Source organism: Geodermatophilus sp. SMS 5-13, assembly GCF_059428245.1.
Map to the genome: position 1 here is coordinate 2949835 of NZ_CP165729.1, position 13126 is coordinate 2962960.

Annotated in this window: 11 protein-coding genes; 2 read left to right on the forward strand and 9 right to left on the reverse strand. The window is 73.7% G+C overall.

Features of this window, described 5'->3' with window-relative positions; genetic code table 11:
- Nucleotides 1–36: 36 nt before the first annotated feature.
- A complete protein-coding gene (locus tag AB3388_RS14305) occupies nucleotides 37–555 on the reverse strand; it encodes a pyridoxamine 5'-phosphate oxidase family protein (protein ID WP_495405944.1) in 519 nt (172 codons plus the stop codon).
- Between the two features lie 151 nt (nucleotides 556–706).
- On the opposite strand from AB3388_RS14305, the gene AB3388_RS14310 reads away from it, so the two are divergent.
- Entirely contained in the window at nucleotides 707–2272 is a 1566-nt protein-coding gene (locus tag AB3388_RS14310; RefSeq protein ID WP_495405945.1) for a thiamine pyrophosphate-binding protein, read from the forward strand.
- A gap of 9 nt (nucleotides 2273–2281) precedes the next feature.
- Here the strand turns inward: AB3388_RS14310 and AB3388_RS14315 are convergent, their stop codons facing one another.
- The 8 genes from AB3388_RS14315 to AB3388_RS14350 form a co-directional block, all read right to left on the reverse strand.
- A complete protein-coding gene (locus tag AB3388_RS14315; protein ID WP_495405946.1) occupies nucleotides 2282–2968 on the reverse strand; it encodes a cyclase family protein in 687 nt (228 codons plus the stop codon).
- Between the two features lie 15 nt (nucleotides 2969–2983).
- Nucleotides 2984–3757: an SDR family NAD(P)-dependent oxidoreductase gene (locus tag AB3388_RS14320; protein WP_495405947.1), complete on the reverse strand. Its 774-nt coding sequence runs from the start codon at nucleotides 3755–3757 to the stop codon at nucleotides 2984–2986.
- Complete coding sequence (locus tag AB3388_RS14325; protein WP_495405948.1) at nucleotides 3754–6198, reverse strand: xanthine dehydrogenase family protein molybdopterin-binding subunit; 2445 nt, start codon at nucleotides 6196–6198, stop codon at nucleotides 3754–3756. Before AB3388_RS14325 ends, AB3388_RS14320 begins: the two co-directional genes overlap by 4 nt.
- Nucleotides 6195–6707, reverse strand: a complete 513-nt coding sequence (locus AB3388_RS14330) for a (2Fe-2S)-binding protein (RefSeq protein ID WP_495405949.1) — start codon at nucleotides 6705–6707, stop codon at nucleotides 6195–6197. The genes AB3388_RS14325 and AB3388_RS14330 overlap by 4 nt, the downstream gene beginning before the upstream one ends.
- 7 nt (nucleotides 6708–6714) lie before the next feature.
- Nucleotides 6715–7584 (reverse strand): FAD binding domain-containing protein, encoded by an 870-nt coding sequence (locus AB3388_RS14335; protein WP_495405950.1) that lies wholly within the window; start codon nucleotides 7582–7584, stop codon nucleotides 6715–6717.
- Nucleotides 7585–7750: 166 nt separating this feature from the next.
- Complete coding sequence (locus AB3388_RS14340) at nucleotides 7751–9895, reverse strand: DEAD/DEAH box helicase (RefSeq protein ID WP_495405951.1); 2145 nt, start codon at nucleotides 9893–9895, stop codon at nucleotides 7751–7753.
- Between the two features lie 254 nt (nucleotides 9896–10149).
- A complete protein-coding gene (locus AB3388_RS14345; protein WP_495405952.1) occupies nucleotides 10150–11031 on the reverse strand; it encodes an ABC transporter substrate-binding protein in 882 nt (293 codons plus the stop codon).
- A gap of 16 nt (nucleotides 11032–11047) precedes the next feature.
- Complete coding sequence (locus AB3388_RS14350; protein WP_495405953.1) at nucleotides 11048–12124, reverse strand: nitrilase-related carbon-nitrogen hydrolase; 1077 nt, start codon at nucleotides 12122–12124, stop codon at nucleotides 11048–11050.
- Nucleotides 12125–12196: 72 nt separating this feature from the next.
- On the opposite strand from AB3388_RS14350, the gene AB3388_RS14355 reads away from it, so the two are divergent.
- A complete protein-coding gene (locus AB3388_RS14355; protein ID WP_495405954.1) occupies nucleotides 12197–13123 on the forward strand; it encodes a DUF5996 family protein in 927 nt (308 codons plus the stop codon).
- The last annotated feature ends 3 nt before the right edge of the window (nucleotides 13124–13126 follow it).

The following is a 13126-nucleotide window of genomic DNA, read 5'->3' on the forward strand; positions in this document are numbered from 1 at the left end:
GCCACCCGACGTCCTCCCGGACGGGCAGCGGCCGGTTCAGGGGCGGCCGAACGTGGCGACCGAGTCGACCTCGAGCTCGAAGAGGATCCGCCGCTCGTCGAACGACGGGTCGCGGAGGCTGTAGACGTCGCCGCCGGTGTACTTGTTGAAGATCTTGTTCAGCTGCGCGTTGACCCGCTCGCTCTGGCCCGGGTCGTCCTCGGACACCTCGCGGACGACGGTCGCCTTGATGCTGAGCCAGTGGTAGGCGTTCTGCGGGTTCATGAGGAGGAACGTGGCCTCGGGGTTCTTGCGCAGCCAGTCCACCTTCCTGCGGTGCGCGGCCAGGTTCAGCAGCACGGTGTTGCCCTCGTAGTCGAACCAGACCGGCGTCAGGTTGGGCCGCCCGGCGTCGCCCATCACCGCGATGACCGCCGTGACCGGTTCGTCGAGGAGCTGCCGGTAGACGGGCTCCAGGTCGTCGAGGCGCTGCGCCTCCCCGCGGTCGCCGACCGTGAACTGGCCCGGCTGGACGCCGTCCGCGACGTCCTTGAAGTGGGCCACCTTGATCGCCATGACCGCTCCCTGGCTCGGCGTGCGGCCGGCGTCGACGCACCGGCCGTCGCCGGACTGTAACCAGCCCTCCCACGGCGTCCAAGTGGGTGACGTGCGGCAGGTTCCGCACTAGCGTGGCGCGGACCGTCGAGCGCCGTGACCTGGAGGCGGAGTGTCCCGGGAGCTGGCCGCCGCGCTCGCCGACGGGCTCGCCGCCGCCGGGGTCCGGCGCCTCTTCGGCGTCCCGGGCGGCGGCCCGAACCTGGACGTGATCGGCGCGGCCGCCGAGGTCGGCATCGGGTTCGTGCTCACCCACGGGGAGACCGCCGCGTGCATCGCGGCGGCCACCTTCGGCCGGCTCACCGGCGCTCCCGGCGTCGCGGTGGTCACCCGCGGCCCGGGGCTGACCAGCGCCGCCAACGGGCTGGCGGCGGCCACCCTGGACCGCCGCCCCCTGCTGCTGGTCAGCGATGCGGTGCCCCAGGCCTCGGCCGGGCGCACGGCGCACCAGCGGCTGGACCAGGTCGCCGTGGCGGCGCCGCTGACCAAGTGGAGCGGCATCCTCGGCAGCGGCGATCCCGCGGCCGTCGTGCGTGCGGCCGCGGAGCTGGCGGTGACCGGTCCCGCCGGCGCCGTCCACCTGGCCTTCGACGCCACCGTGCCCGGGGACCCGCCGCCGGCCGTCCCGGCCCCGCCCGCCCCGGACGACGCGGCGCTCGCGCGGGCCGGGGACCTGGTGGGCGGGGCGCGGCGGCCGGTGGTCGTCGTGGGGCTGGACGGCGCCCGGTATCCGCGAGCGGTGCGCGCGGCGCTGGCGCGGCTCGACTGCCCGGTCCTGGTCACCTACCAGGCCAAGGGGGTGGTGCCGGAGTCCTGGCCGACGTATGCGGGCCTGTTCACCGGCGCGGTGATGGAACGGGCGCTGCTGGAGCAGGCGGATCTGATCGTGGGCGTGGGGCTCGACCCGGTCGAGCCGCTGCCGGGACCGTGGCCGTACGAGGCGCCGGTGCTGCTGCTGCACAGCCATCCGGTGGAGACCGCCTACTTCGGTGCCCCGCTGCTGGTGACCGGGGCCTACGACGACCTGCTCGCCCCGGTGCTGGGCCGGGGCCGCCCCGGCTGGCCGTCCGGGACCGGCGCCCTCGTCCGGGCGGCGGACGCCGGCCGGCTCGCCTGCGCGTCGGACCGGCTGACCCCGCACGACGTCGTCCGCACCACGCGGCAGGTGCTCGGCGACGTGCCGCTCGCCGTGGACGCCGGCGCGCACATGCTCGTCGCCATGCCGCTGTGGGAGACCGACGAGCCGGACTCGGTCCTCATCTCCAACGGGCTGGCCACCATGGGCTTCGCCTTGCCGGCGGCGATCGCGGCCGCCCTGGCCCGGCCCGGCCGGCGGACCGTCTGCTTCGTCGGCGACGGCGGCCTGGGGATGGTGCTCGCCGAGCTGGAGACCGTGGCGCGGCTGCGGCTGCCGATCAGCGTGGTCGTGTTCGACGACGCCACGCTCACCCTCATCAAGCTCAAGCAGGGCGACGAGCAGGGCGGCACCGGGGCCGTCGGCTACCGGCCGGTGGACTTCGCCGGCGTCGCCCGGGCCTTGGGCGTGCCGGCGACGGTCGCCGAGGACGTCGGCACGCTGCGCCGGGCGCTGCTGCAGGCGGGCCAGGGCCCGCAGCTGGTGGACGCCCGCATCGACCCTGCCGTGTACGCCCCCGTGATCCGGGCCATCCGGGGCTGAGGCCCCCGGTCAGTCGACCAGCGCGACCGCCCGGGTCGGCCCGCCGTGCGCGCCGCACAGCTTCAGCGGGAAGCCGACGAAGGTGAACCGGGTGTTCACGACGCGGTCGAGGTTGGCCAGGTTCTCATAGTGGGTGATGTGCTCACGCCGGCACATCATGTGCACCGGATAGGTCCGGCTGGCCGGGTTGTCCGGGGTCGGGCTGTCCACCCCGAACGTCTTCACGCCCCGCTGCACGATCCACTCCGCGGCGGACTCCCCCAGCCCGGCGAACTCGGTGAGGTACAGCTTGTCCCCCGCGTACTGGTTCCACGTCCCCGTGTGGAACAGCACGATGTCCCCGCGGCGCACCTCGACCGGGGACTCCTGCTCGATCCGGTCGAGGTCCTCGGCGGTGATGTCGGTCTGCGGCTTGAACTCCGTGACGTCCAGGCAGACCGCCGTCCCGAAGAACAGGTCCAGCGACATCTGGTCGATCGTCTCGGCGCCCGGCGCCGGGTCGAGGTGGGAGAACGAGTCGACGTGCGTGGGCCCGTTGTCGTTGAGCATGAAGCCGGTGGTCTGGAACGAGAAGCCGCCCTCGAAGCGCGGGGCGGTCTCCTCGTGCGTGGCGTGCTCGAACTGGACGGTCTTCAGGTGGCCCGGGTAGACCTTCATGCCCTCGTAGATGTCCTGGGACAGGTCGATCAGCTGCACGGGATCCTCCCTCGGTCAGTACATGACGACGCCGGCGGTCACGTTGAGGTCCTCGCCGGTGACCGCCGAGGCGGCGTCCGAGGCGAGGAACGCGCAGGCGCGGGCGACCTCGTCGGCCGCCACCAGCCGGCCCAGCGGCGAGGACGCGGTGAACGCCGCGCGCGCCTCGGCCTCGGGCACCCCGCGCGCGGCGGCCTGCTTCCGGATCACGTCGTCGATCCGGGGGCCGGCGACGGCGCCGGGGCACACCGCGTTCACCCGCACCCCGTGCGGCCCCAGTTCCAGCGCGAGGGTGCGCACCAGCCCGATCACGCCCAGCTTGGCCGCGGCGTACGGCGCGCGGTGCAGCAGCGGCCGCTTGCCGGTCATCGAGGAGATGGCGATCAGCGAACCCTCGCCGGCGTCGATCAGCGACGGGACGAAGGCCCGGAAGGTCAGGAAGACGCCGTCCAGGTCGGCGGCCAGGCACCCGCGCCACTCCGCGAGGGAGATCTCGTGCACGGGCGCCGTCGGGCCGGCCACTCCCGCGTTCGCGACGACGGTGTGCACCCCGCCCCACGCGCCGAGCACCTCGTCGGCCATCGCCCGGACCGAGCCCTCGTCGGCGACGTCGCAGCGGTACGCGGCGGCCGTTCCGCCCGCCTTCTCGATCTCGGCGACGGTGTCCACGAGCGTCGTCGGGTCGCGCGCGGTCGCCGCGACGGCGAAACCGCTCGCGGCGAGAGCGCCGGCGATCGCCCGGCCGATCCCGCGGTTCGCACCGGTGACGACGGCGACCCGGTCGCTCACCGCCGGTCCGCGGCCCGCAGCGCCGCGCGCAGCCGGTCCGGGGTCATGGGCAGCTCGGTGACCCGGACCCCGAGCGGCGCCAGGGCGTCGTTCACCGCGGCGTTCAGCGCGGCGGGGGCCATCATGCGACCGCCCTCGCCGCCGCCCTTGATGCCGTGCGGGGTGTACGGCGACGGCGTCTCCACGTGCCCGATCCGCAGCTCGGGCACCTCCATCGCGGTCGGGATCGGGTAGTCCAGGAAGCTGCTGGTGACCAGCTGCCCCTCGTCGTCGTAGACGAACTCCTCGTAGAGCGCGGTGCCGATGCCCTGCGCGGTGCCGCCGACGATGTGCCCGGCCAGCGAGCGCGGGTTGACCAGGGTGCCGCAGTCGTGCACCGCCGCGTAGGCCAGGATCCGCACCCGGCCCGTGGCGACGTCGACCTCCACCACCGGCACGTGACAGGCGTGGCCCATGAACGGGTAGAAGACGCCGAGGTCCTTGCGGTCGGCCGAGGGCATCGTGGTGTACGGGTGGTCGAAGACCTTGCTCTCCTCCAGCCCGCTCTCGACGTCCTCGGGGAAGCTGTGCTTGAACAGGTGCAGCGCGATCGCGACGTCCCCGAGGCTCTTGCGCTGCTCGGGCACGCCCTTGACCTGGTAGCCGCCGTCGACCCACTCGAGGTCGTCGGGGTCGGCCTCCAGCAGTTCCGCGGCCGCCCGGCGCACCTTGGTCTTGATCTTCTCCGAGGCGCCCTCGACGGCGCCGGCCAGCATGACCGTCGTCCGGGAGCCACCCGGGCCGGTGGCCGGCAGGCCGCCCTGGCTGCCGTGGTAGACGACGGCGACGTCGTGCGGGTCGCAGTCGAACTCCTCGGCGACCAACTGCGCCACCATCGTCTCCGGGCTGTTGCCCCAGAACGCGCAGGAGTACAGCGTGGCCGTGATGCCGCCCGTGGCGTCCACGGTCAGGGTGACCGATTCGGGCATCGACGTCACCGGCGCCCCGGGCGAGTCGAACCAGAACCAGAACTCCGTGGCCGAGAAGACGCTGCGCTCCTGCGCCGAGATCACCCCGATGCCCAGGTAGCGGCCCTGCTCCCGGGCGCGGGCCTGCTCGGCCCGCCAGCGGTCGTACTCGCCGAGCTCGAGGGCCTTGTCCAGGACGGCCGGGTAGTTGCCGGAGTCGTAGACGTTCCCGGTGGGGATGAAGTACGGGAAGTCCTCCGGGTCGATGAAGTTCCGCCGCCGGATCTCCGCCGGGTCGATGCCCAGCTCGCGGGCCGCCTTGTCGACCATCTGCTCGAGCATCCAGTTGTTGACCTCCGAGCCGAAGCCCCGGTAGGCGCCCTGCTGGTTCTTGTTGGTCAGCGCCGCCCGCACCCGGTAGCGGACGCTGCGGATCGTGTACGGGCCGGTGACCTGGGCCAGCGCGTTGCCGTGGTGCCCGACGCCGAACTGGATGTAGGCGCCGTAGTCGTCGACCACGTCGATCTTCAGCCCGCGCAGCGTGCCGTCGCGCATGACCGCCAGCTCGACGTCGTAGACCCGGTCGCTGCCGTGGTGGTCGCAGTTGGAGATGTTGTCGACCCGGTCCTCGAGGTAGACCACGGGCCTGCCGACGAGCCGTGAGCACATGGCGGCGAGGACCAGCGGCTTGGTGACGAACAGCTTGGAGCCGAAGCTGCCCCCGGCCGGCACCGGGCGGATGTCCAGCTTGTTCACCGGCATCTTCAGGCTGGTGGCCACCAGGAACAGGTAGCTGGTGAACGACAGCGAGTTGGTGTGCACCGTGAGCTGCCCGGTGCCGGGGTCGAAGTCGGCGAGCGCGCCGACGGTCTCCAGCGGCTGCCCGCCGGAGCGGTGCCAGCGGAGCCGGTCGCGGACGACGAGGTCGGCGCCGGCGAAGTCCTCGTCGACGTCGCCGAAGTCGAAGGTCCGCTCGTAGGCGAGGTTGGCGCCCAGCGCCTCGTGCACCAGCGCCGCCCCCGGCTCGAGCGCGCGCTCCGGGTCGACGACGGGCGGGAGCGGGTCGTACTCGACGTCGATCAGTGCCAGCGCGTCCTCGGCGACGTACCGGTCGTCGGCGACGACGACGGCCACGCCCTCCCCCACGTAGCGCACCTTGTCGACGGCGAGGCAGCGCCAGCAGTGCTTCTCGGGGGCCGGGCCGAAGTCGGGCAGCGGATCGGTGAGCTCCGCGGCCCGGGCACCGGTCAGGACGGCGTGCACGCCGGCGAGCGCGGCTGCGGCCGTGGTGTCGATGGAGACGATGCGGGCGTGCGCGTGCGGGCTGCGCAGCACCGCCGCGTGCAGCGTGGCCGGGGTGACCAGGTCGCCGATGTAGCCGCCGCGGCCGCGCAGGAACTTCGGGTCCTCGATGCGCCGGATGCTCCTGCCCACCCACTTGCGCGGCCGCTCGTGATCCCGCACCGGCGGCGCGGGGCGCTCGATGGTGGTCATACCTTGGCCTCCGTCGGGATCGTCGGGTCCCAGGCGTGCCGCATCCGTGGTGCCGCGGCCACGATCGCCTCGACGATGTACTGGTAGCCGGTGCAGCGGCACAGGTTGCCGGCGATCTCCTCGCGCACCCGCTCGGGCGTCGGGTCGGGGTCCCGCTCGAGGATCTCGAGGGCCCGCAGGAGCATCCCGGGGGTGCAGTAGCCGCACTGCAGCGCCTGCTTCTCCCAGAACTCCTCCTGCAGCGGGTGCAGCTCGCTGCCACGCGCCAGGCACTCCACGGTGTGCACCGCACGCCCGTCGGCCTGCACCGCGAGGGTGATGCAGGACCGCGCGCTGGCGCCGTCGATCAGCACCGTGCAGCTGCCGCACACCCCGTTCTCGCAGCCGATGTGCGCGCCGCGCAGGCCGAGGTCGTCGCGCAGCACGTCCACCAGCAGCCGGCGGGGCTCGACGGCGAGCCGGTGCTCGTCCCCGTTCACGGTCAGCGTGATCTCCTGCGTGTCGGTCATCGCGCTCTCACCTCCGGTCGCGGGCACGGGCGAGGGCCAGCTCGATGCCGCGGCGCACGTACGCCCGGGCGATGTCGAGCCGGGTGGCGGCGTCGGCGTGCACGTCGCCGGTCGGCTGCAGGCCGGCCAGCCCCGCGTCGACCGCCGGGCCGATCGCGGCGCCGTCGGCCCGGCTGCCCGCGAGGGCCCGCTCGGTGGCGGTCAGCCGCAGCGGCGTGGGGCCGAGCCCGCTGACGGCCACGGCCGCCCGCTCGATCCGCCCGTCGTCGACCGCGACGAGGGCGGCGACCCCGACGACCGCGAAGTTGCCGTGGGTGGGGGCGAACTCGACGAAGGCGTGCCCCCCGGGGAACGGCGGCAGCCGGACCTCGGTCAGGAGCTCGTCCGGCGCCAGGGCGGTCGTGAACGGGCCCTGGAAGAACTCACCCGCCGGGATGCGTCGCTCGCCGGCCGGGCCGGCGGCGGTCAGCTCCGCGCCCAGCGCGAGCGCGACCGCCGGCAGTTCGGCGACGGGGTCGGCGTGCGCGAGGCTGCCGACGACGGTGCCGCTGTTGCGGATCGTCGGATGCCCCACCCGGCCGAGGGCCTCGACCAGCAGGGGCGCGGTCAGCGCGACCTCGGGGCTGCGCTCCGCCGTGGCCTGCCGGACCATGGCGCCGATCACCAGCACGTCGCCGTCGTAGCCGATGCGGTCCAGGCCCGAGACCCGGCGCAGGTCGACCAGGTGGCCGGGCTGGGCCAGCCGGAAGTTCATCAGCGGGACCAGGCTCTGCCCGCCCGCGAGCACCCGCGGCTCCTCGTCGGCGTGCTCGACGAGCAGGGCGACGGCGTCGGAGACGGAGGTGGGTGCGGAGTAGCTGAACGGCGGCGGCTTCATGCCGGCCTCCTCGGTTCGGCGTCCGTGCCGGAGGTGGGGGCATCGTGCCGGGCTCCGCCGCGGAAACGGCCGGTGGCCGGCCCCGATCGGACCGTCCCGGACGTGCCGTCACCGAGGGCCACCGGATGCCCGCCCAGGGACACGGACCACCGCCCCGGAGCGACCGTCAGTGGCCGGCAGCGGCCCCCTGCGGCGACTCCCGCAGCGCGTCGGTCAGCAACGCCACCAGGGCCTCGAGCTGCACGTCGGCCGACGGGACGATCTCCTCGTCCGAACCGTCCAGCGCCCGCGCGGCGAGCCCCGCCTTGCTGTCGATCAGCTCGGCGATCCGGGCGTCGATGGTCTGCGCCGCGATGAGGCGCCACGCGGTGACCGGCTCGGTCTGGCCGATCCGGTGACTGCGGTCGATGGCCTGGGTCTGCTCGGCGTCGGTCCAGGACAGCTCGGCGAGCACGATGTTCGAGGCGACCTGCAGGTTCAGGCCCACGCCGGCCGCGGTCAGGGAGCAGACCGCGATGGCGACGTCGGGATCGTTGACGAAGGCGTCGATCTGCTTCTGCCGCGCGGTGGGCGTCTGGTCACCACGGATCGACGAGAAGCGCACCCCCTGCCGGGCGAAGGCCTCCTCGGCGGCGTCCATCACGTCCACGTGCTTGGCGAAGAACACCACCTTGCCGGCGCTGCGGGCCAGCTGCGCCGCGTAGTCGGCGGCGAGGCCGGCCTTGGCCTGGCCGATGCGCCGCATCATGGTGAACACGTTCTCGCCGGTCGTGGTGGTCGCGTCCTTGAGCTCCGCGCGGGCCACCCGGCGCACGAGGGCGTCGTCGACGCCCTCGACGACGTCGTCGGACCCGCGGGCCGCGAGCGCGCGGTCGTAGCGGGCCGTCATCCGGCGCACGAGGTCGCGCTCGGCGGCCCGGATCGAGCGGCCGGCCGGCCCGTCGAGCTCGACGGGGAGGTCGGCGATGCGGCGGGCGGGGATGTCGGCGGCGACGTCGACCTTGCGGCGGCGGACGATGCCGCGGTCGATCACGCAGCGGCGGGCGGCCGGGTAGAAACCCGGGTCGGCGGGGGTCAGGCCGGTGTCCTCGAGCGCGTCCATCAGCTCGCCGAGCGGCTTGGCGTCGTCGATCCAGCCCAGGAACTGCCAGATCGCCCGGAAGTCCTCGATGTCGTTGATCAGCGGGGTGCCGGTGAGCGCCATCAGCAGCGGTCGCGGGCTCCGGGTCCGGATGCGCTCGGAGAGCTCCAGGACGTGCTGCGAGCGCTGGGAGGTCTTGTTCTTGATGAAGTGCGCCTCGTCGATGACCATGCCGCGGAACCCGAAGTCGCCGAACCAGCCCACGTGGCGGTCGAGCACCTCGTAGTTGACGATCACGATGTCGGCGAAGCCGTCGACCTCGGCCCCGTTGCCGTGGACCACGGTGGCCGACCGGTTCGGCGTCCACATGCCGGCCTCGCGGGCCCAGTTGGTCTTGACGACGCTCGGCACGACCACGAGCAGCGGGTAGGCCCCCGCCGCCTCCGCGGCGAGCAGCGCCTGGGCCGTCTTGCCCAGGCCGGGCTCGTCGGCGAGCAGGAAGGTCCGGTGGCCGACCGCGGCGGCAGCGACGACCTGCGCCTGGTGCGGCATCAGCTCCAGCCCCTGCGGGCCGTGCAGCGAGGACGGCGCGGGCAGGGGCATGACCGCCGCATCGCCGCTCCCGGCGCGTTCGAAGGAGTTGAAGAGCGGGTCGAGCAGCTCCCACCCGGCCAGCCGGCGGGGGCGGGAGACCCGCTGCGGAACGGCCGAGAAGTCCGGGGCGAGGAACGGGTTGGCCAGCTGCCGGGAGATCACCGACTGGGGCACGACGCGGCGCTCGGGAGCAGCGGGCGCCGCCGGGGCCGGCGGCGGCGGGACCTCCTCGGGGGCCGGCTCGACGCCGCCGGCCTTGAGCAGGTCGCGCTTGAGCGACCGGGCCGCGTCGGAGACGACGGCGTCCTCGGCGAGCAGCGCCAGCAGCCCGGCGTCCCGGACGGCGGTGGTCGCGAGGATCTGCGCGATCCCGTCCAGGCGCTTGAGCTGCTCGGTCCGGCGGCTCTCGCTCCCGCCGTCGGCCTGGACGCGGGCGCGCTCGTCTCGCAGCAGCAGGGCGATCGCCTGGAACTTCGCGCGGACGGCCGGGGTCACGCGGCCGCGCTGCGCGGCCGCCTCGACCTCACGGACGGTCCGGGCGAGCACGGCGAGCACGTCGCCGTCGCGGCGCCCCCGTCGCTGGTCGCGCGGGGCGGGACGGCGAGCGCCGCTCCGGCGCTGGCCTGGTCGAGCCACGGATCTCCTCCTCTGACATGCCGGCACCGCCGCCGCGGCGGCATGCCGCTCGGTCCCGCGGACGGGACGAGGGCGTCCCGGGCGGAGAACCTTCGCTCCGGACGCCGAGCCGCCCGGCGGATCCGGCTGGATCGACGCCGCGGGCCACGACAAGCGTCTCACAGGAGACGGGATCGCCCGTGGATGGCCGGTGACCGGGACACGGTCGGTGCCTCGATCGTGTCAACGCGTGCGCCGGCACATGATTCCCGGCCTCAGGTGACGACGGCCTCCTGGTAGCGCGCGCCGGCCGCGGCGGGGACGTCGAGCAGCTCCCACTCCCGCATCCAGCCCTGCGTCCGCTCGAACATCTCCCGGGTGTAGGGCTGGGGCACGATCCGCTCCCCCGGGCCGAAGCGGCGGACGTCGACCAGCTCCAGCAGGTCCGGCGGCAGCTCCCGGGCCCAGTGGTGGCTGTGGCGGGGCAGCTCGAGGTCGATCTCCTGCTGGGCGTGCAGGAGCGCCCGGAAGTACCGCTCGACGTCCTGCGGGTCCGCCTGCGGGGACAGCAGGAAGCCCATGACGAACGAGGTGTCGACGAGCTTGCGGAAGCCCAGCTGCTCGAGCAGGTAGGCCTGCGACCCCCACACGTTGACGGCGGCGACGCGCCGCGCCAGCGCCAGCCGCACGCGGTCGAAGGGCCGGCCGACGAAGCTCAGCGCGACGTCGCTGCGGTCCAGGAACGCCTCCAGCGCCTGCAGCGCGGAGTAGTGGCTGCCGGAGTGGAAGCCGACGCCGACCTCGACGCCCGCGAGGTCCTCCGGCCGCTCGAGCTGCGAGTCCGGCGCGACGTAGATGCCGGCGGGGCAGACGGAGTACGCCTTCCCGTACATCTTGCCGTGCCGATCGGTGGCGGCCGCGTTCACCGCCCAGTGGCAGGCACAGGAGACGTCGGAGGCGCGGCCGGCCGCCATGTCCTCGAAGGCGCCGCTGCGCACCGGGAGCGGCGCCGCGCCGGCGGAGCTCACGGTGGCCGCGGAGCCCATGTCGAAGCCGTGGACGTCGAACTCGTAGTCCAGCCCCTCCGCGGTGAAGAACCCGTGCTCCTCGGCCACCCACTCCTGCAGCCGTACGTGCGGCTGGATCGTGAAGACCATCTCGACGACCTCCTCCTCAGGCGTCCGGTCCGCCGTCCGCCACCCACACGCCCCGCTCGACCATCAGCTCGATCTGCCGGGCGATCACCTGCTCGCGGAACTCCTTGTGGTCGAAGGGCGGCCGCTCCGCGTAGAGATTGGGCGGGTAGACCGAGTCGCGGTAGACGAGCTGGTACAGCTCGGTGCGGAGGTCCTTGGCCCAGTTGTCCCACAGCGCATGCGTCCGGAAATGGCGCAGGGCGGCGATGTCGATCGTGCCGGCGACGTAGGACGAGCCGGCCCCGTACAGGTGCTGCCCGACGATCCGCCCCTTGAAGTCGATGACCATGGACCGGCCACCGAAGGTGTCGATCGGATCCGTCGACTCCGGGTACAGGTAGTAGGTCGCGAGATTCGGCGCCAGGACGTAGAAGTTGTTGTCCAGCGCCCGCGCCCGGCTCTGGATCTCGAAGAACTCGTTGCCCGTGTGCGGATGCGGATAGGACGCCCGGTAGACGACCTCCGCCCCGTTCATCGCCAGCCCGCGGGCGTTCTCCGGATAGGACCCCTCGTTCGCCATCAGCACGCCGAGCCGGCCGATCTCGGTGTCGGCGACCGGGAAGAACGCGTCGAGGGTCAGCCCGTACAGCTCCACCCAGCGGTCCCACACGTCGTGCGGGGTCATCGAGTGCTCCACCGGGTAGAGGGTGGTCAGCTTGTAGTGCTTCAGGATGATCTCGCCCCGCGGATCCAGCGCGAAGCCCACGTTGAAGAACCGGTCCGGGAAGGCCTCGTGGCGTGCCTTTGCCTGCGCCATGACGAAGGTGTCGTAGCTGCGGGCGAGATCGGCGAGGAAATCGGTCTCGGGGCCGGGGATGTCGATCGCGCACTCGTTCGCGAACGTCACGTGGTCCAGGTCGAGCACCTCGTCGTTGAACGCCTGCAGCCCCCCTTCGGGGATCGCGACCAGCCGCACGGGCAGGTCCAGGCTCGACAGCCAGGACGCGGCCTTGAACAGGTGGGCGATGTGCTCGAGATTCCGCCCGATGTCGGCACGCGTGCGGATGCCGCGCACGGCGGGGACCAGGCCGACGGCGGTGTACCGCTCAGGCATCGGTCGAGTGTGCCACCGGAACGGCCCCGCGAAGGGGGCGCCGACCCCGCGCTCCTGGCGCTAGCTTGTCCCGTGCCCTCGTCCCGGGACTGGCCCGCGCTCCCCTACGAGCAGTGGCAGGCGACCTGCGACACCCTCCATGCGCACACCCAGGTCCTCGGCAAGCTCTCCGCCGTCCTCGCGCCCCCCGAGCCGCAGCTGCAGCACGCCGCCCTGCGCCTGACCGGCCGCGGCTGGGAGACCCGGCCGCTGCCCGCGCCGGACGGGTCAGGCGCCCTCGTCGTCGTCCTGGACCTGCACGACCACTCCGCGGTCGTCGAGCACAGCGACGGACGGCGGCACCGGGTCCCGCTCACCCCGCACCGCTCCGTCGGCGAGGTGACGCGCGAGGTGCTCGCCGCCGTCCGCGGGCTGGCCGGGCCGGTGACGTTCGACCCCCGGCCCCAGGAGACCCCGTGGTCCACGCCGCTGGACGAGGACGGCGAGCACGCCACCTACGACCCCGGGCAGGTGCGGACCTACTTCGCCGCGGCGACCCGCGCGGCCCTGGCCCTCGCCGAGCTCCGCGCTCCCTACCGCGGCCGCTCGACCCCGCTGCACGCGTGGTGGGGGTCGTTCGACCTCGCGGTCAGCTTCTTCTCGGGCCGCCCGGCGGACCCGCCGGCGGACGACTTCATCATGCGCAACGCCATGGACGCCCAGGAGATCGCCGTCGGCTGGTGGCCCGGGGACCAGCGGCACCCCCGCGCGGCGTTCTACGGCTACGCCCACCCGGCGCCGCGCGAGTACCCGGACGCCCGGCTCGAGCCGCCGGCCGCGCGCTGGGAGCCGGAGCTCGGCGAGTTCCTGCTCGACTGGGACGACGTCCGCCGCGCCGCGGACCCGCACCGGGAGGCGGTGACCTTCGGGCGCTCGGTCATCCGCCACTCGTGCGCGGCCTGCGGCTGGGACCCCGCCCTGGCCGCCAGCGCCGAGAGCGTCCCGCCCCCGGTCAGCTGAGGG